Consider the following 17,645-nt stretch of genomic DNA (forward strand, 5'->3'; position numbering starts at 1 on the left):
GGGCCGGGAGGCTAGGCGGGGTCTTTTCGCATTTGGTTTTGGAGTTCTTGGAGGCCGTCTAGGCCGGCTAGGGACAACAGGGCCAGGTCTTTGGCGGTGGGGACCGGGCGGGGTTTGAGAGGGGGGATCCAGCCATCCTGGGCGTTGTGGTGGCGGAGGATTTTGGCGGGGATGCCGCCGATTACGCAGTTGTCGGGGAACTCGCCTCGGACGACCGCGCCGGCGGCTACTGCCACGTTCTTGCCCAACCTGGTGCCGGGGAGGATTACGGACTGGGTGCCCAGCCAGCAGCCGTCGCCGATGACGACCGGGGAGTTTTCGGGCCATTGGCGGCCGATGGGGGCGTCCAACTCGGCGTAGGTGTGGTTTTGGTCGGTGATGTAGACGTAGGGGCCGGTGAAGACGTCGTCGCCGATCTGGATGGACTGGTGGCCGACTATGTGGCTTCCGCGGCCGATGGAGCAGCCTCGGCCGATTTGGACGATGACGTCGGGGCCTAGGTCCAGGCCGGGGACGAAACCTGCGGAAATGGAGACGTGGGTGCCGACCAGGGTGTGGCCGCCTATGGAGATCCAGGGGTCGCCGAAGATGGCGCCTTGGGGGAAGGCGATGCAGACGCCTTCGCCCAGGTGGTGGAAGCGCTTGCCGCCGGGGGTGGCGGGGGTGATCTCGCCGAGTCGGCGGGCCAAGGCGTAGCCGCGGTGCACCGCGCGCGCGGCGAGTTTGCGGACCCCATCCATCAACATGGGGTAAAGGTACCGGTATGGGGCAAAGTGGCTACCCGCCGGTAGGGCGGGTAGCCGGAAACCTCAGGTCAGTCGTGTCCGATGCCGCGGCTGTGGCCGGTGCCGCTGCCCCGTCCGACGCCGCCGCCGTAGGAGGAGCTGTAGCCCGTCGCGGGCGTGTAGGTGCCCGAGGTGGTGCGCTCCTCGACGTACTCGCGCTCGCTCACGCCGATCTCCGGTTCGAGCAGCTCGTTCAGCCGGCCGCGGCGGCGTGCCACGGCCATCCCGGCGGCCGCGCAGCACAGGCCGATGATCGCGACCCCGCCGACGACCAGCCCGCGGCCGCGACGGCGCCGTGGCGGCTCGATGAACTTCGCCGTGCCGTGCAGCGCCGAGCTGATCCGCGGCGCCACCGCGACGTCGAAGAAGTCGGCCGACCTGTGGATCTGCGGAGCGGTCCAGCCGCGCGTGGCCCGCATCCCGCCGGAGGTGATACGCCGGGTGCGCCCGTACATGGGAGACATCCACCCGACTCCGTGGCGCGCGTGCGACATGGCCGACGAGCCGTACCCCATGAGGCGATGCGACCGGCTGACCTCCTTGGGAATCCTGCGAACAGAGAAACGAATGGACACGCTTCCTCCCCCGATGACTGAAGTCCTGAACCCCTGCATTCCCCGCCCATCCGACATCACACCTGGTGACGCCCCGGACGCGAGTTGTCCACAGGCCCGTCCGCGAGCGGCGCGTGATCGTGGCAGGATGACGAGTGAGCCAAAAAACCGACAACGGAGGCACCCCAATGGCGGAGACGCTCGCCACGTTCAACACCAGCCAGGGCAAGATCGTCATCCGGCTGTTCCCCGAGCTCGCGCCGAACACGGTCGCCAACTTCGTGGAGCTGGCCGAGGGCACCCGCGAGTGGACGCACCCGGAGACGGGCGTCAAGTCCAAGACCCCGCTGTACAACGGCACGGTCTTCCACCGGATCATCGACAACTTCATGATCCAGGGCGGCGACCCGCTGGGCCAGGGCGTCGGCGGCCCCGGCTACACGTTCGACGACGAGATCCACGCGCAGAACAGCTTCGACCGCCCCTACCTGCTGGCGATGGCCAACGCGGGCAAGCGCGGCGGCCGTGGCACCAACGGCTCCCAGTTCTTCATCACCACGGTGCCGACGCCGTGGCTGAACACCGGCCACACCCTGTTCGGCGAGGTGGTCGAGGGCCAGGACGTGGTGGACCAGCTCGGCAAGATCCCCACCGGCCCCGGCGACCGTCCGCTTCAGGACGTTGTGCTGCAGTCGGTGACGATCGAGCGCCGCTGACCGTTGTCCTGACGTGACCGACGTTCCTCCCGCTCCCGACCACACCGGGGTGCCGACCTGCTACCGGCACCCCGGTCGGGAGACGTATGTCCGCTGCACCCGCTGCGACCGGTCGATCTGCCCCGAGTGCATGGTCGAGGCCGCCGTCGGGTTCCAGTGCCCCGAGTGTGTCCGCGAGGGCAACCGCGACGTCCGGCAGGCCACCGGCAGGTTCGGCGGCCAGGTCGCGACGCGCCCGCTGCTCACGATGATCCTGATCGGCGTGAACGTCGCGCTGTTCCTGCTGGAGTACGGCACGGACGACGGCGGCCGGATCAAGAACGAGTTCGGCATGTGGCCGCCGGGCGTCGCCGTCAACGGCGAGTACTACCGGCTGATCACGTCGGCGTTCCTGCACTACGGCATCGCCCATCTGGTGCTGAACATGTGGGCGCTGTGGGTGGTCGGCACGCCGCTCGAACTGTGGCTGGGGCGGCTGCGGTTCGCCGCCCTGTACGGGTTGAGCGCGCTGGGTGGCGCGGTCCTCGTCTACTGGGCCTCGCCGGTGAACTCGCTTACGGCCGGTGCCTCGGGCGCGATCTACGGCCTGTTCGGCGCGATCTTCGTCCTCTCGCGGCGGCTGAACCTCGACATCCGCCCGATCGCCTTCATCATCGTCCTGAACCTCGTCTTCACGTTCCTGCCGGGCCTGAACATCAGCTGGCAGGGCCACCTGGGCGGCCTCATCACGGGCGCCGTCACCGCCGCCGTCTTCGTCTACGCCCCCCGAGCCCACCAAACCCTCATCCAGGCCACCTACACCGCCGCCCTCCTCGCCTTCTTCCTCCTCGCCATCCTCACCCGAACCAACACCTTCCCCTGACCCCTCGCCGGGCCGGGCCGCCGACACCGCCGCTCAGGTCCGCGGGGAAGCCGTGGTGCCCGTCGCGGGGAGGCCGAGAGCGCCGACGGCGGTCCTCGCGCGCGCTTCTTTCCCGCAGTGCCCGCTGGCGCTGCTTTTTGACGGCCCGTGCTCTCCCGCCCCCGAGGCGGGCTTCCCTTCGCGGGCCAGCCGAAGACCTCTTCCGATGGCCAGCCGGTGGGCATGCGAAGAGACCCTATGGAGTGGTTATCCACAGGGTTCGCGGAAGTTATCCACAGGACTGGGGGTTATCCACAGGGGTGTGGATAAAGTCGTGGATTGGGGAAGGAGGGGAGTGGGTAGGGGTCAGCGCCACTTTGTGGAGAGGACGACGCCCACGATGATCAGGGCGAAGCCGATGCCCAGGTTCCAGTTGCCCAGGTCGGAGATGAGCGGGACGGTGGAACCGGTGCTCGCCGCCACGTAGTAGGTGGCGATCCAGCCCAGGCCGATCAGCCAGGCGCCGAGCATCACGGGCACGAGCCACCGGGGTGAGACGGCGGCCTTCTCAGCCCGCACGGGCGGGGTGTAGACGGCCTTCTTACGGGTCTTGGACTTGGCCACGGGTATCTCCTCCAGCGGTACACGGTCGGCGTACCGCACAGAATCCAGTGCGGCAAAGTCTAGTCGCCCGCCGACGGTGCATACAGCGCCCGAGCCCCGGCCTCGGGCGCTGGTAGGTTGACGGGCATGATCCGCGGTCTGATCAAGGGGCTCGGGGAGCTGTTCCTCACCTTCGGCGTCGCGGTGATCCTGTTCGCCTGTTACACGCTGTGGGGCACCGGGCAGTACACCCGGGGCGCGCAGGACGACCTGCACCGCGAACTCACCGAGGCGTGGGCCGAACCCCCGAAGGTCACCACCGAGAAGGTGAGGCTGGGTGACGGCGTCGCGATGATCCGGATCCCGAAGTTCGGGAAGAAGTACCGGTTCGTCATCGTGGAGGGCGTCAGCGTCGCCGACCTGCGGCGCGGCCCGGGCCACTACCCGGAGACGGCCCCGCCCGGCGGTCTCGGCAACTTCGTCGTGTCCGGGCACCGCACCACGTACTCGGCGCCGTTCAACCGGGTGGGCGAGCTGCGCAAGGGTGACGAGATCCTTATCGACACCCGGGACACCCAGTACGTCTACGAGGTGACGAGCCTCAAGATCGTGACGCCGGACCGGGTGGACGTCGCCGAGCCCGTCCCGATGAAGCCGGGCCGCAAGCCCAGGGAGCGGCTGATCACGCTGACGACGTGCCATCCGAAGTACTCGGCGGCGCAGCGGCTCATCGTCTTCGGGAAGCTCGCCGAGAAGCTGCCCAGGGTCGTCGAGCAGCGGAAGGACGCCTGATGTACCTGTGGATCTGGCGGCGCCTGCCCGTCCGGCACCCGGCGGCCAAGGCGGCCGTCGCGCTCGGGCTTGTGCTGGTCGCGGTCGCCGCCCTCTGGTTCTGGGTCTTCCCCTGGCTGGAGACCCAGCTCGCGTTCGACAAGAGCACCCTCCACGAGGGCGCGCCGTGAAAGCCGGACCGCCCCGCGTGCTCGTTGTGGACAACCGCGACAGCTTCGTCTACAACCTCGTCCAGGTGCTCCTGGAGCTCGGCGCGGACTGTGTGGTGCGGGAGCGCGCGGAGACCCCGCCCGGCCTCGCCGACACCGTGGACGGAATCCTCATCAGCCCGGGCCCCGGCCACCCCGCCGACACCGGGGTCTGCCTCGACCTGCTGCGCGCGGCCGAGACGACCCGGCGGCCCGTCCTCGGGGTCTGCCTCGGCATGCAGGCCCTCGCGCATGTGTACGGCGCGAAGGTGGGGCACGCCCCCGACGTCGTCCACGGGTACACCAGCGACATCCACCACTGCGGCGCGGGTGTCTTCGCGGGCCTGCCCTCCCCGTTCAAGGCGACCCGCTACCACTCCCTAGCCGTGGACCCCGAGACCGTCCCGGACGAGCTGGAGATCACCGCCTGGACCGGCGACGGCGTCGTGATGGGCCTGCGGCACCGGACGGCGCCGGTCGAGGGCGTCCAGTTCCACCCCGAATCCATCCTCAGCGAGCACGGCCACACGATGGTACGGACGTGGCTGGCGAGGCTCCCCGGACGGCCGGGATGAACTTCTTTCCACAAGATGCGAAGAACGTGTAACACACGCCTCCCCAGAACCGATGAGACGAATGAGGGCTTCCGCCATCGCCCCCGAGTGGCGGAAGCCCTCATTTGTGTTTCCGGGGAGCCCGCGCGGGCGCCCCGTACCAAACGCGAGGAGCCCCGGACCCTGAGGTCCGGGGCTCCTGTGCTGCGCCGTGTCAGTCCCGCCTGAACAGGCTGGTCAGCTTGTCCAGCGCGTCGTTGCGCTGGCCGTCGCCGCCGTCACCCGGCTGGTTCGGGTCGGTCGGCAGGTTGGGGTCGGTGGGCTGGTTCGGGTCGGGCTGGTTCGGGTCGGTCGGCGGGACCTCGATGGCCTTCGCGACGTAGACCGTGACCAACTGGTCCTTCTTGACCGTCGCGCCCGCCTCGGGGTTGGTCCTGATCACGTGGCCCGGGTCGATGTCGCCCTCGGGCGAGATCTCCACGAACCTGGCGCGCAGCCCCAGCCTCTCCAGCTCGCCCTGAGCCTCGACCTGGGTCATGTTCGTCAGGTCAGACAGGGTGATGGCCTCCGGGGCCTTGGCGACCGTGACGGTCACCGTGGAGCCCGGCTTGACCTTCTTGCCCGCGCTCGGGTTGGTCTTCAGGACCGTGCCCGCCGCCTGGGACTCGGTGGTCTCGAATCGCTCCCGCACGACGAGGCCGAGTTCGTCCTGGAGTTTGCGGCGGACGTCCGCGATCTGCTGGCCGACCAGGCCCGCCGGGATCGTCACGTCCTGCTGGCCGGAGGAGACGAACAGCTCGACGGCCGAGCCCTCGGCGACCTCCTCGCCCGCCTTCGGGTCGGTGGCGATCGCCAGGCCCTTGTCGACCGTGTCGCTGGCCTGCGGGGTGACGGTGACCTTGAAGCCCAGCTCTTCCAGCTTCGCCTTCGCGTCGTCGCCCGACATGCCGGCGACGTTCGTGATCTCGACGGTGCCCGCCTTGTCACCGTCGCCGCCGCCGCTGGTGATCCAGGCGGCGAGACCGGCGAACAGGCCGACGATCACCACACCGAGCAGCACCCACAGCGCGAGGTTCTGCGCCTTCTTGCCGGGCTGCTCGTCCTCGTCGTCACGGCCGGACGGGCCGCCGCCGGGACGGCCCGGCGAACGCCCGTACTGGGTGTCGTCGTACCGGACCGGAGGCAGATCGTCGTAGCCCTGGCCCGCGTACGTCGCGGGGCCCACGGGCGGCTGGACGCGGGTCGCGCCTGCGGCCCCCATCACCTGGGTGCCCGCAGGCGGGATCACCATCGTGGACGTGGACTGCGACGCCACCTGGACGCCCTGCATCGCCCGCTGGATGTCCGCGCGGAACTCCGACGCCGACTGGTAGCGGTGCGCCGGGTCCTTGGTCATCGCCTTCAGCACGATCCGGTCCGCCCACTGGGGGATGTCCGGGTCGAGCTGGGACGGCGGGATCGGCTCCTCGCGGACGTGCTGGTAGGCGATCGCCACCGGCGAGTCGCCCTGGAACGGGGGACGTCCGGTGAGCAGTTCGTACAGCACACAGCCGGTCGAGTACAGGTCGCTGCGGGCGTCGACGCGCTCGCCGCGCGCCTGCTCGGGCGACAGGTACTGGGCGGTGCCGATCACCTGGGCCGTCGCGGTCATCGTCGCCGCCGAGTCCGACATCGCGCGGGCGATGCCGAAGTCCATCACCTTCACCTCGTGCGAGCGGGTGAGCATGACGTTGGCGGGCTTGATGTCGCGGTGGATGATGCCGCCACGGTGCGAGTAGTCGAGGGCGCGCAGGATGCCGTCGACGATCTCCAGCGCCCGCTCCGGCCGCAGCCGCCGCTCCTGCCCGCCCTCGGGCCGGATCAGCTCGCGCAGCGTGTGGCCCTCGACGAACTCCATCACGATGTACGGGATCGGCTGGCCGTTGAAGTCGTCCTCGCCGGTGTCGTACACCGCGATGATCGACGGGTGGTTCAGCGACGCCGCGGACTGCGCCTCGCGCCGGAACCGCGCCTGGAACGTGGCGTCCCTGGCGAGGTCGGTGCGGAGCGTCTTGATCGCGACGGTCCGGTCTAGGCGCAGGTCGCGGGCACGGAAGACCTCGGCCATGCCGCCGCGCCCGATGACCCCACCGAGCTCGTAACGGCCACCGAGCAGCCGAGGCTGTGTCATCTCTTCCAGTCCTTCGATCCGGGTCAAACCTTGTTACCCGAACCTAGCGCCCGAGGGGTAGTGCTCCCGGGATTAGGTTCGGCGAGGGAAGAAGGTGTGATAATCGTTACCGTCGCGTCCGGCCTGTGACCGGGCGCTTCTGCGGCCATGGGGCCGGTTTGGGTCCCGCGTGGCGATGTGATGGGACTCACTGCTTCCCCAGGGCGTCGATGATGTCCGCGGCGATGGGTCCGGCGGTGCTGGCGCCGAAGAGCTTGTCGCTGCCCTCGACGAACACCGCGAACCCGTACTTGGGCTTGTCCGCCGGGGCGAACCCGACGAACCAGGCGCCACCGCGTCCGGCGGTCAGTTCCGTGGTACCCGTCTTGCCCGCGATGTTACGTCCGTTCAGCACTGTCGCCGTACCGGTGGTGACGACCTCGCGCATCATGTCCTGGAACTGCTCGGCGACGCTCTTGGAGATCGGCTTGCCCAGGGCCTCCTGCTCGGCCTCGTGGATCTTGCCCGTCTCCTTGGGCTTGCCGTTGTCGTCCTCGACCCTGCCGACGGCCTTCTCGACCAGGTACGGCTTCATCATCTCGCCGCCGTTGGCGATCGCCGCGCCGACCATCGCCATCTGCAGGACGGTCGCCTTGGTCTCGCCCTGGCCGAAGCTGCCGCGGAGGATCTCGTCGCGGTCGACGTCGCCGTGCGGGTACTCCGAAGCGGGGGCGGACAGGTCGGGCTCGATCGGGATGCGCTTGTAGAAGCCGAACTTCTCCGCCTGGGTCTTCACCGCGTTGTTCCCGGCGATCGAGTTGTCCACGCCCAGCAGCGCGTAGGTGGTGTTGCAGGACTGGGCGAACGTGCCGATCAGCGGGGAGCCGTTCGGCACCCCGCAGATGTTGTCGTTGTGGCTGTTGCCGATGTCCGGGCCGCTCGTCGAGACGGTGAAGGGCGCCGGGACGATGCTGTCCTTGGTGTTGCCCTCCTTGGACAGGAAGGCGGCCGCGACGATCGTCTTGAACGACGAGCCGGGCGGGAACAGCTCGGAGTACGCCTTGTCCACGAGCGGGGCGTTCGGCGCCTTGTTGAGCTCGTTGAGGCGCTTCTGGTCGTCGCCCGGGTTCTTGATGTCGGCGACCTCGTTCGGGTTGAACGCGGGGAAGCTCGCCGCCACCTTGATCGCGCCGGTCTTCATGTCGATCACGACGGCGGCGCCGCGGCGCGCGGTCGGCTGGTTACTGAGCGCCTGGAACGCCCGGATCTGCGCCTTGGAGTCGATCGTCGTGTAGACGCTGCCGCCGAGCGGTTTCGCGCCGGTGAGCATGCCGATCCAGGAGTCCGTCGTCTGGCGCGGGTCGAGGCCGTCCAGCAGCGAGTTGTACGACAGTTCCAGGCCGGACTTCTGCATGGTGCCGGAGAAGAAGCCGGTGACCGGGAGGAACGCCTCGCCGTTCTTGGTGTAGCGGCGCTGGTACTTGGTCTTCGGGTCGCCGGGGCTGAGCGGTTCGGAGAACGCGAGCTTCACGCCGTCCGCGGAGATGATCTCGCCGCGGAACCGCAGCGAGACGCCCTGGAGGGGACGGTTGTTGAGCTTGTGTATCCGCAGGTCGTCGGCCTGGCTGGCCTGGATCCAGTTGGTGTTCACCGCGACGAGGCCGATCATGGCGAGGCCGACGAGGCCGACCCGCTTCAGCTCCTTGTTCATGTTGCGCGACCCGGCCTCGCTGCCGCGCTGCTCGTCGGCGCTCACTGGTTCGCCCCCCTCAGATTGACGATCTGCGTCATCCCCTCGTCCTGGATCGCGACCGGCGCTGGCTTGCGCGCCTCGTGGCTGAGCCGCAGCAGGATCGCGATGAGGATCCAGTTGGCCAGCAGTGACGATCCGCCCTGGGTGAGGAACGGTGTGGTCAGACCGGTGAACGGCACGAGTTTGGTGACGCCGCCGCAGATCGCGAAGACCTGGAGCGCGAACACGAACGAGATGCCGCCCGCGAAGAGCTTGGAGAACTCGTCCTTGGTGGCGATCGCGATCTTGAAGCCGCGCTCGACCAGGAGGACGTAGACCAGCAGGATGGCCATGAGGCCGGTCAGGCCGATCTCCTCGCCGAACGAGGTGAAGATCTCGTCGGAGAAGGCGAGGTCGTTGAGGTACGGCTGGCCCTGGCCGAGGCCGGTGCCGAGCACGCCGCCCTGGGCGAGCGCGAACAGGCCCTTCATGAGCTGTTCGCTGTTGGAGAACTTGCCGCCGTCGGCGAGGCACTGCTTGTAGCCGTCGGGGTCGTTCACCGCGTTGAAGATCTCGCCGCCCTTGGAGCAGCCGTTGCCGAAGAACGGCTCGGGGTTCAGCCAGATCTCGACGCGCTGGTTGATGTGCTCCATCGGGCCGCCGATGGTGCTGGCGGTCAGGTACAGCAGGAACGCGCCGCCGAGGAACATGCCGAGGCCGATGACGACCCAGGAGACCTTGCCCGTCGCGATGTAGACCATCGAGACGAACAGGCCGAAGAACAGGAGCGCGGTGCCGAAGTCGTTCTCCACCGCCATGATCATGAGCGCGATGACCCAGAAGGCGAGGATCGGCATGAGGTCGCGCGAGCGCGGCAGCTCCAGCGGGCCGATCTTGCGGCTCACCAGCGAGAGCGCTGATCGTTTTTTCACTAGATAGGCGGCGAAGAAGGCGATGAACGCGAACTTGCAGAACTCGGACGGCTGCACTGAGAACGAGCCGATCGTGATCCAGATCTTCGAGCCGTTGATGCCCGGGAAGAAGATCGGCGCGATCAGCAGGACGAGCCCGGCCAGGCCGAGGCTGTAGTGGTACCGCTGAAGGACCTTGATCTCCTTCAGCACGATCAGCGCCGTGATGAACAGCGCGATCGACAGGACCGTCCACAGGAGCTGGCCGAAGACGTTGGCGCCCGCGCCGAACGGGACGAACTTCTTACCCGGGTTGGTCGCCTCGAACCGCGCCTTGTCCTCCGCGAACGTGAGGAGCGTAGTCTGGTCGATGCGGTAGATCATCGCCAGGCCGAGGCCGTTCAACAGCATCGCCAGCGGCAGCAGCACCGGATCCGCGTACGGGGTGAACCTGCGCATCACGAAGAACGCGACGCCCGCGAGCACCGTGATGGCGAGGCCGTAGCCGAACATGCCGGTCGGGAGGCTGCCGTCACGGACGAGGCCCACCTGGGCGAAGGCCGAGACGGCGACGATGATCGCGAAGATGAGCAGCCCGAGGGATGCCCCGAGACGGGTGCGCCCCGCCGTCGGAGTAGCTGCCTCGCTCATGAGCGGTGAAGTCCCTTCCTCGCCCGCGTTGTCACTTTCCGGGGCATCCTGCCCCGTTCGGGTTGGCCTGGCAGCCCCTGGCCTGGCCGTCCAGCTCGGTGAGCCGGGCGACGGCCTCGTCCAGGGTGCCGAACCTCTGGCCCTCGGCGGCCTGCACGTCACGGACGTTCAGGAACTTCGCCTCGGGGGCGGGGAGCGTGGCGTCGGGGGCGGTGTCGGCGGGGTTCTCGGTGATCTGCTTGACGGTGCAGTCGGGCTGGTCCTTGCCCTGGACGATGACCAGGACGCCCTCCTCGACGGCGAGGCCGAACTGGCAGACCTGCTCGCGCAGCCGATCGATCGCGGTCTTGATGCCGCCCGTCGAGTCCGCGCTGATCGACTTGGCCCGGACCTGGCTCTGCGCCGACTTGGTGAGGTCGCCGACCGCGAGCGCGGGCTTGGGCTGCACACCGGGCGCGGCCCTGGACGACAGGTCGAAGCCGAGCAGGCCGTCGCTGCTGCCCTCGTACACGACCACCTGGCCGCCTTCGGCGCGCAGGTAGTAGCCGCTGTTCAGGGCCCGGTAGCCGAAGAACGCGGCGCCGATCACGAGCAGGCCCGCGACACCGGCCGCGCCGAGCAGCAGCACCGCCTTACGCGGACGCTTGCGGCCGCGCGCGGGCTGGGGGGCCGTCGGGGGGAGCTGCGGGGGCGGGCCCGCGGGCGGGGGGGCGCCGTGCTGGTAGGGCGGGGGCGCCGCGGCGGGGGCGGGGGAGGGCGGCGGCACGTAGTCGCCGCCGTTCATCATCAGCGCGGGCTGCGGGAGCGTGTCGCGGAGGTCGGCCGCGCGCTGGGCGGGGGTGTCGGCGGGGCGCGGATCCTGCGCCGTCTCCTGCGCCTTGTTGGCGGCCGCGCCGACCCGGGCCGGACGTTCGGCGGGCGGGGCCGCCGCGTCGAGGTCCACCACGTCGGCGATGACGCAGGTGATGTTGTCGGGGCCGCCGCCCCGGTTGGCGAGGTCGATGAGCTGCCGGATCGCGTTGCCCGGCTCGTCCTGCGTGGTGAGCACCTGGTGGATCGTGTCAGCCGACACGACGCCCGACAGGCCGTCCGAACACAGGAGGTAGCGGTCGCCGATCTGCGCCTCGCGCAGGGACAGGTCGGGCTCGACCTCGTTGCGGCCGTCCAGCGCGCGCAGGAGCAGGGAGCGCTGCGGATGGGTGGCCGCCTCGTCGAGGCTGATCCGGCCCTCGTCCACGAGGGACTGGACGAGTGTGTGGTCGTGCGTGATCTGGAACAGCTCGCCGTTGCGCAGCAGGTAGGCGCGGGAGTCGCCGATGTGCGCGAGGGCGACCTGCTGGCCCGACCAGAGCATCGCCGTCAGGGTGGTGCCCATGCCCTGGAGCGACGGATCACCCTCGACGGCCTTGTGCAGCCTGTCGTTGGCCTCCCTGACGGCGCGTTCCAGCGCGCCGAGAAGCTGCTCGGCGGGGACGTCGGCGTCCAGCTTGCGGAGCGTCTCGATCGCGGCGGCGCTGGCGATCTCGCCGCCCACATGGCCGCCCATGCCGTCGGCGACGGCCAGGAGGCGGGGCCCGGCGTACCCCGAGTCCTCGTTGCCCTCGCGGAGCATCCCGACGTCCGAGCGGGCGGCGTAGCGAATGCCGATACGTGGAGTGTTCATTTGCGCAGCTCGATTACCGTCTTGCCGATACGCACCGGGACGCCGACAGGGAGTTGGACGGGCCGGGTCACCTTCGACCGGCCCAGGTAGGTGCCGTTAGTCGAGTTCAGGTCCTCCAGGATCCACCCGCCGTCCTGCGCGTGGATCCTGGCGTGCCGGCTCGACGCGTAGTCGTCCGACACCACGAGCGTGGAGTCGGGGGCCCGGCCGATGGTGACCGGGCCTGAGGCGGCCAGGTCGATCGTGGTACCGGTGAGCGGGCCCTCGGTGACCACCAGGACCGCCTGTTCGGCACGGCCCTGGTGCGGCTGCGGCGTCTGCCCCGAGTGCGCGGGAGCGGGTGCGGGCCCCGGCTGCGGAGGGGCGGTCTGACGCTGCTGCTGCCGCCCTGCCCGCTCCTGTGCGGTCTGGCGGGCGGGTCTGGGGGGGCGGTTCGCGGCGCGCTCGGCCGCCCGCGAACCGAACAGATCGGCACGGATCACGCCCACCGCGGCGATGACGAACAGCCACAGCACCGCGAGGAACGCGATCTTGATGAGCGTCAGGGTGATCGGGGTCATCGAGGGGTGCTACTCCCGGTCGCGGCGGAACACGAGGTTGGTCCGGCCGATCGTGATCCGGGTGCCGTCGATCAGGGAGACCCGACGTATCGGCTGGCCGTTCACAAAACTGCCGTTGGTAGACCCTAGATCCACGAGCACGATTTCGGGACCTTCTACGCGGATCTCGGCGTGATGCCGGGACACTCCCGGGTCGACGAGGCGCAGATCGCAGTCCGTCCCACGGCCGAGGAGGGTCACCGGCGTGGCTATCTCATAGGACTGGCGCGCGCCGTCGCCGGTGGTGACGTCGAGGCGGGGACGGCCGGGGAAGGCGCCGCCGCGCTGCGGATGGTTGCTCGGCGGCTGGCGGATCTCGTTGTTCTCGATCGTGGAGCCGCGCACGACGCCGGACCTGATGCGGAACATGCCGGTGCTGAGGTCGCCGGCCGGCTCGAAGCGCACCCGGACCGGGCCCACGAAGGAGAAGCCCTGTTCCTTCGCGTACTCGCGCGCGAGGTTCGCCAGCTCCTGGCTCAGGCTGTCGGCGTAGACCTCAAGGCGCTGGCCGTCGGGGTGCGAGATCTCCACCACGAAGTCGTTGGGCACCAGGGTCCTGCCCTGGGCCACGATGGCGGCGCGCTCGTCCATCTCCCGCTGTACCGCGCTGGCCACCTCGACCGGCTGAAGCTCCGCCTTGAACGCGCGCGCGAAGGCACCCTCGACCATGCCCTCAAGTCGACGTTCGAAGCGTTGTAGGACGCCCACCGGGCACCTCCTCTCCCTGCTCGTCAGACGATCGTATCCGTGCGGTGGTTCGCGGCCCGCCGTCGTTTCCAAACCACCCTTTGTGCCGTGCTAATCTTTTCAAGCGCCGCCGAGAGCGGCCAGTCGCAGGGGCGAGTGGCGGAACGGCAGACGCGCACGGTTCAGGTCCGTGTGCCCGAAAGGGTGTGAGGGTTCAAATCCCTCCTCGCCCACCCTGGGGCAGCGACGAAAGTCCTGCCCACCACGTGTGGAAGGGGCCCCGACGCAGGATGCGTCGGGGCCCTTTCCGCGTTTGCGGACAGCGGGGCGGTGTGGGCCGCGCCGCCGCGCGCGGGTGGCTCGCGCCTCCGACAGGGTTCCCGGCACACTCATGGAACATACTGTAACGCTTTGGTAAAGGTGCTGGGGTCGAGTCGGGCACGGGCGCGGCGGAGACCCGTGCGGTCGGGGGCGGGGGCGTCGGCGGGGGACGCCCGGTCCGGCGGGGGTGGGTGGCGATTCGCTTTTGTGTGGAGTGTCCGGGGGGCGAGCGGTGGTGCGGTGGGGGATGTGAAACAGCGCCGCGGGGTTCGGTGCGCGTCACATCTTTTTGTGGGGGATCGGGTGCGGCGCTTATTCAGCCCGAAGTGGTACCCGGTTGACGATCTGATCCTCGGTGTCTGTCGGGAGAGGCTTTTCACAACTTCTTTCGGGGGTGGTCGCGGGACGATCGAATCGGAATCTTTTCCACTGCCCCTTAACACGTGCCCGGGGGGTTGGGTAATGACCTGCCGGTGCTGGTCGCGGACGGGTGTCCGAGGGGTGGCGAGCCGAAAAGGACGGCACCCTGGTGTGAACTTCCCCCGGTGTCCAGCTCGCTCCCGCCCTTCGTCCCTGCGTGTCTGGATTGTCGTAATTAATCCACAACACCACACCATCACGCGGTGATTATTTACGGTCCGCCTATTTGACCGGCGAGTCCTCAGGTGGTCTCGGAGATGTCGGAATAGCCCTCCCGGTGCCTACGATGCCGACGGTTCGGAAATTCTCTGGAACGTGATCACAAGGGAGGTCTCCACCTGTGACGGGTTCGCTCGCCAGGACTCAAAATGCCGCCGATAATTCGGTGAACGGAGCGGAACGGAATGCCGACGACCTGTTCGCGGTCTTCGACTCCCTGCACTTCCACCGGGCCGCCGAGCAGAGCACCCTGAGACTGCGCCGGTACCTGGACGACCCCGAGATCAAGGGGCTCGACCTGATGGAGCCCGCGGTGCTGCTGAAGGCCGCCCGCGAGCTGATGACCACCGAACGCGAACGGATCGCCGACTTCGACGAGGACAGGCTCGCCCAGATCATCGACCTGTACCTCAACACCGGCATCCACGTGCACTCCCCCGGCTACATGGGCCGCCAGTTCTCCGGCGTGGTGCCGCTGGCCGGGCTGATGGACCTCGTCAGCTCGGTGACCAACCAGCCGTCCTCCTTCTACGAGGCGGGCCAGCTCCCGAACGTCGCCGAACGGCTCATGGCCGACGAGCTCAACCGGCTCATCGGCTGGGACCCCGAGACGTTCGCGATGGTCACCACCTCGGGCGGCTCGATGGCCAACCTCACCGCCCTCCTCGCCGCCCGGAACCGCGCCTTCCCCGGCGTCTGGGCGGGCGGCGTCGCGGAGGGCGTCGCGGAGGCGGAGGGCCGTCCGGCCATCGCGATCAGCGAGGAGGCGCACTACAGCGTCAACCGGGCGGCCGGGGTGCTGGGCATCGGCGAACAGCAGATCGTCCGGCTGCCCGTCGACGGGCACGGCCGCATCCGCCCCGACGCGGCCGGGCCCGTCCTGGACGCCGCCGCGCGCGCCGGGCTGCGGGTGTTCTGCCTGGTCGCGTCGGCCGGGACCACCTCGATGGGCGCGTTCGACCCGCTCGACGAGCTCGCCGCGCTGACCCGGCCGCGCGGCATCTGGCTGCACGTGGACGGCGCGCACGGCGCCAGCCTGCTGGTGTCCGAGCGGCACCGGGACAGGCTGCGCGGCATCGCCGAAGCCGACTCGCTGACCTGGGACGCGCACAAGATGCTGTTCGTGCCGGCCCCCTGCACGCTGCTGTTCTACCGGGACGGCGACGCGGCGCGCGGCGCGTTCCGGCAGCACGCCAGCTACGTGTTCGACGAGGAGCCGGACGTCTACAGCGCGTTCGACAGCGGCGACAAGAACCTCGAATGCACCAAACGGCCGATGATCATGCCGCTCTGGACGCTCTGGTCGGTCTACGGGCCCGCGCTGTTCGCGCGGAAGATCGACCACCTGTGCGACCTCACCCGGCAGGCGCACCGGCTGCTCGCGGCCGAGCCGGACTTCACCGTCCTGCACGAGCCCGAGGCGAACATCCTGTGCTTCCGGTACGACCCCGAGGGCTTCGACCCGGCCGAGCTGCACGCGCTCCAGCTCCAGATCCGCAACCGGGTCCGCGCCGACGGCCGCTTCTTCATCTCCAAGGTGGACCTCGACGGCGTCGCCGCACTGCGCGTCGTGCTGATGAACCACCGGATCGACGCCGGACACCTGGCCCTGCTCATCAGCGAGATCAGAACGACCGGACAGCGGGTGCTGCGCGAGCGCGCCCGCGCCGACCGCACCGCCGACCACGCCGACGGGAGTCGCTCATGACCACCACCCTGACGGGCACCGGACGGGCCGCCGCGGACCTCGCCGCGCGGCTGATCCCCGAGCACGAGCTGCGGCCGCGCTCGGTCGCGCAGGTCGCCGCGCTGCCGTCGTTCGCCGGGAAGCTCAGCGAGTGCGCCCGCCTCGCCGGCGCGCCCTACTGCGAGCTGCCGCACCGCGTCCAGGACGCGCTGGTGCTGCGCCGGCTCCAGCAGATGGTGAACACCGTGCTGTTGAACCCGCTGTGGCGGGAGCGGCTGCGCTACTTCGGCGTCACCGGGGCGCCCGCCGACCTGGCCGAGTGGGAGCGGATCCCGCTGTCGGACAAGATCGTGCAGCGCGACATGTTCATGGGGGCGCGCGCGGGCATGGTCGTGCCGATCGAGCACGGCGGGTTCGAGGTCGTCGCGAGCGGCGGCACCAGCGACGGGCAGCCGCTGGAGATCGTCTACTCGCTGCGGGAGCTCCAGGACACCTACCGGATCTCCGGCGCGTTCATGGGCACCTACCAGCTCAGCCGCTACCTGGGCGGGGCCGGGCCGCGCTGGCTGTACACCACGCTGGCCGACTACCAGATGTGGAGCAGCGGGACGATGGTCGGCGGTGTCCTCGCGCAGGTGCCGGGCGTCAACTACATCGGGGCGGGGCCGGTCAGCGCGCCGGTGCTGGCGCACATGTTCTCCTACCCCGGCCCGAAGGCGCTGATGGGCATCTCGGCGGGCATCGGGATCCTCAGCGAGCTGGGCGCGGACATGCCCCCGGCCGCGCGCGAGTCCTTCCGGGTCGCGATGTACGGGAGCGGCCTGCTCCCGCAGCGCAAACGGGACGAGCTGCGTGAGGTCTACCCGAACGTGTCGATCCTCAGCTACTTCGCCGCGACCCAGGCCGAATGCATCGGACTGCAGCTCGACCACACGCGGCCCGAACTCGCCTCCGTCCCCGGCCTGCACCTCGTCGAGATCGTGGACGAGGACGGCAGGGCGGTCGCCGAAGGGGAGGAGGGCGAACTCGTCGTCACCCGCCTGCACGCGCACGAGGCGCCGCTGCTGCGGCTCAAGCTCGGCGACCGGATGGTGCGCCGGACGCCGCTGGACGAGCCGAAGCTGAAGACCGGGCGGTTCGAGTTCGCCGGACGCAGCGGCGACGTGTTGCACCTGGGCGACAGCCAGTACTCGGCGGTGCTCGCGCAGGCGGCGCTGCGGGCCGAACTGCTGCGGGTCACGGGCATCGACCTCGACCAGACGGCCCTGGACGTCCAGTTCGTCAACCACCGCAGCGGTAAGGCGCTCGTCCTGCTGGTGGCCGCCGACGACGCCGAGCGGCTCGCGGAGAAGGCCGAGTCCGCGCTCGGCCCCGGCGGCTGGCGCGGCCTGTTCGCGGCCGCGCTGCCCCGGTCGCTCTCGCTGTTCAACGACCGCGAGGCCACCCCCGAGACGATCGAGCGCTCCGGATACGACTTCCGGCTGGCGTTCGTGCCGCGCGGCTCGGTGGAGATCGAGCGGACCTCGGTCGGCAAGGTCCCGCTCGTCCGCGACCGCATGTGACCGCACCCCCG

Annotated in this window: 16 protein-coding genes and 1 tRNA gene; 8 read left to right on the forward strand and 9 right to left on the reverse strand. The window is 69.5% G+C overall.

Annotation, left to right across the window (positions count from 1 at the left end; genetic code table 11):
• Positions 1 to 11: 11 nt before the first annotated feature.
• Together LO762_RS25245 and LO762_RS25250 are read right to left on the reverse strand one after the other, a co-directional pair.
• Positions 12 to 746, reverse strand: a complete 735-nt coding sequence (locus LO762_RS25245; RefSeq protein ID WP_230618505.1) for an acyltransferase — start codon at positions 744 to 746, stop codon at positions 12 to 14.
• Positions 747 to 814: 68 nt separating this feature from the next.
• Positions 815 to 1,240: a hypothetical protein gene (locus LO762_RS25250; protein WP_230618506.1), complete on the reverse strand. Its 426-nt coding sequence runs from the start codon at positions 1,238 to 1,240 to the stop codon at positions 815 to 817.
• Between the two features lie 287 nt (positions 1,241 to 1,527).
• On the opposite strand from LO762_RS25250, the gene LO762_RS25255 reads away from it, so the two are divergent.
• Both LO762_RS25255 and LO762_RS33695 read left to right on the forward strand, forming a co-directional pair.
• Positions 1,528 to 2,055, forward strand: coding sequence for a peptidylprolyl isomerase (locus LO762_RS25255; protein ID WP_230618507.1), 528 nt, complete (start codon positions 1,528 to 1,530; stop codon positions 2,053 to 2,055).
• A 13-nt stretch (positions 2,056 to 2,068) separates the two neighbouring features.
• The gene (locus LO762_RS33695; RefSeq protein ID WP_230618508.1) at positions 2,069 to 2,917 is read left to right on the forward strand and encodes a rhomboid family intramembrane serine protease; all 849 of its coding nucleotides are present in this window, start codon (positions 2,069 to 2,071) and stop codon (positions 2,915 to 2,917) included.
• Positions 2,918 to 3,262: 345 nt separating this feature from the next.
• On the opposite strand, the gene LO762_RS25265 is transcribed toward LO762_RS33695, so the two are convergent.
• Positions 3,263 to 3,526 carry a cell division protein CrgA gene (locus LO762_RS25265; RefSeq protein WP_230618732.1) on the reverse strand — a complete coding sequence of 88 codons (264 nt, stop codon included), beginning with the start codon at positions 3,524 to 3,526 and terminating at the stop codon, positions 3,263 to 3,265.
• Positions 3,527 to 3,646: 120 nt separating this feature from the next.
• On the opposite strand from LO762_RS25265, the gene LO762_RS25270 reads away from it, so the two are divergent.
• Genes LO762_RS25270 through LO762_RS25280 form a run of 3 tightly spaced genes read left to right on the forward strand, consistent with a single transcriptional unit; the run spans position 3,647 to position 5,054 of the window.
• On the forward strand, positions 3,647 to 4,291 hold the full coding sequence (locus LO762_RS25270; protein ID WP_230618509.1) for a class E sortase: 645 nt from the start codon (positions 3,647 to 3,649) through the stop codon (positions 4,289 to 4,291).
• Positions 4,291 to 4,461 carry a hypothetical protein gene (locus tag LO762_RS25275; protein WP_230618510.1) on the forward strand — a complete coding sequence of 57 codons (171 nt, stop codon included), beginning with the start codon at positions 4,291 to 4,293 and terminating at the stop codon, positions 4,459 to 4,461. Before LO762_RS25270 ends, LO762_RS25275 begins: the two co-directional genes overlap by 1 nt.
• Complete coding sequence (locus LO762_RS25280) at positions 4,458 to 5,054, forward strand: aminodeoxychorismate/anthranilate synthase component II (protein WP_230618511.1); 597 nt, start codon at positions 4,458 to 4,460, stop codon at positions 5,052 to 5,054. Before LO762_RS25275 ends, LO762_RS25280 begins: the two co-directional genes overlap by 4 nt.
• 193 nt (positions 5,055 to 5,247) lie before the next feature.
• Here LO762_RS25280 and pknB read toward each other — a convergent pair whose 3' ends face one another.
• From pknB to LO762_RS25310, 6 genes are all read right to left on the reverse strand, one after another.
• The gene (gene pknB / locus LO762_RS25285) at positions 5,248 to 7,203 is read right to left on the reverse strand and encodes a Stk1 family PASTA domain-containing Ser/Thr kinase (protein WP_230618512.1); all 1,956 of its coding nucleotides are present in this window, start codon (positions 7,201 to 7,203) and stop codon (positions 5,248 to 5,250) included.
• A gap of 187 nt (positions 7,204 to 7,390) precedes the next feature.
• Positions 7,391 to 8,938: a penicillin-binding transpeptidase domain-containing protein gene (locus LO762_RS25290; RefSeq protein WP_230618513.1), complete on the reverse strand. Its 1,548-nt coding sequence runs from the start codon at positions 8,936 to 8,938 to the stop codon at positions 7,391 to 7,393.
• Positions 8,935 to 10,476: an FtsW/RodA/SpoVE family cell cycle protein gene (locus tag LO762_RS25295; protein WP_230618514.1), complete on the reverse strand. Its 1,542-nt coding sequence runs from the start codon at positions 10,474 to 10,476 to the stop codon at positions 8,935 to 8,937. Before LO762_RS25295 ends, LO762_RS25290 begins: the two co-directional genes overlap by 4 nt.
• Positions 10,477 to 10,507: 31 nt before the next feature.
• Positions 10,508 to 12,139: a Stp1/IreP family PP2C-type Ser/Thr phosphatase gene (locus LO762_RS33200; protein WP_304523705.1), complete on the reverse strand. Its 1,632-nt coding sequence runs from the start codon at positions 12,137 to 12,139 to the stop codon at positions 10,508 to 10,510.
• The gene (locus tag LO762_RS25305) at positions 12,136 to 12,699 is read right to left on the reverse strand and encodes an FHA domain-containing protein (RefSeq protein WP_230618515.1); all 564 of its coding nucleotides are present in this window, start codon (positions 12,697 to 12,699) and stop codon (positions 12,136 to 12,138) included. The genes LO762_RS33200 and LO762_RS25305 overlap by 4 nt, the downstream gene beginning before the upstream one ends.
• 9 nt (positions 12,700 to 12,708) lie before the next feature.
• Complete coding sequence (locus tag LO762_RS25310) at positions 12,709 to 13,446, reverse strand: DUF3662 and FHA domain-containing protein (protein WP_230618516.1); 738 nt, start codon at positions 13,444 to 13,446, stop codon at positions 12,709 to 12,711.
• 129 nt (positions 13,447 to 13,575) lie between these two features.
• Between LO762_RS25310 and LO762_RS25315 the strand changes: the two genes are divergently transcribed.
• The 3 genes from LO762_RS25315 (at position 13,576) to LO762_RS25325 (ending at position 17,634) form a co-directional block, all read left to right on the forward strand.
• Positions 13,576 to 13,658 (forward strand) — tRNA-Leu (locus LO762_RS25315).
• An 893-nt stretch (positions 13,659 to 14,551) separates the two neighbouring features.
• Positions 14,552 to 16,093 (forward strand): aspartate aminotransferase family protein, encoded by a 1,542-nt coding sequence (locus LO762_RS25320; protein WP_230618517.1) that lies wholly within the window; start codon positions 14,552 to 14,554, stop codon positions 16,091 to 16,093.
• Complete coding sequence (locus LO762_RS25325) at positions 16,090 to 17,634, forward strand: hypothetical protein (RefSeq protein WP_230618518.1); 1,545 nt, start codon at positions 16,090 to 16,092, stop codon at positions 17,632 to 17,634. Before LO762_RS25320 ends, LO762_RS25325 begins: the two co-directional genes overlap by 4 nt.
• Positions 17,635 to 17,645: the final 11 nt, after the last annotated feature.

The sequence above is a fragment of the Actinocorallia sp. API 0066 genome, from assembly GCF_020991275.1.
Taxonomy (GTDB): Bacteria; Actinomycetota; Actinomycetes; order Streptosporangiales; family Streptosporangiaceae; genus Actinocorallia.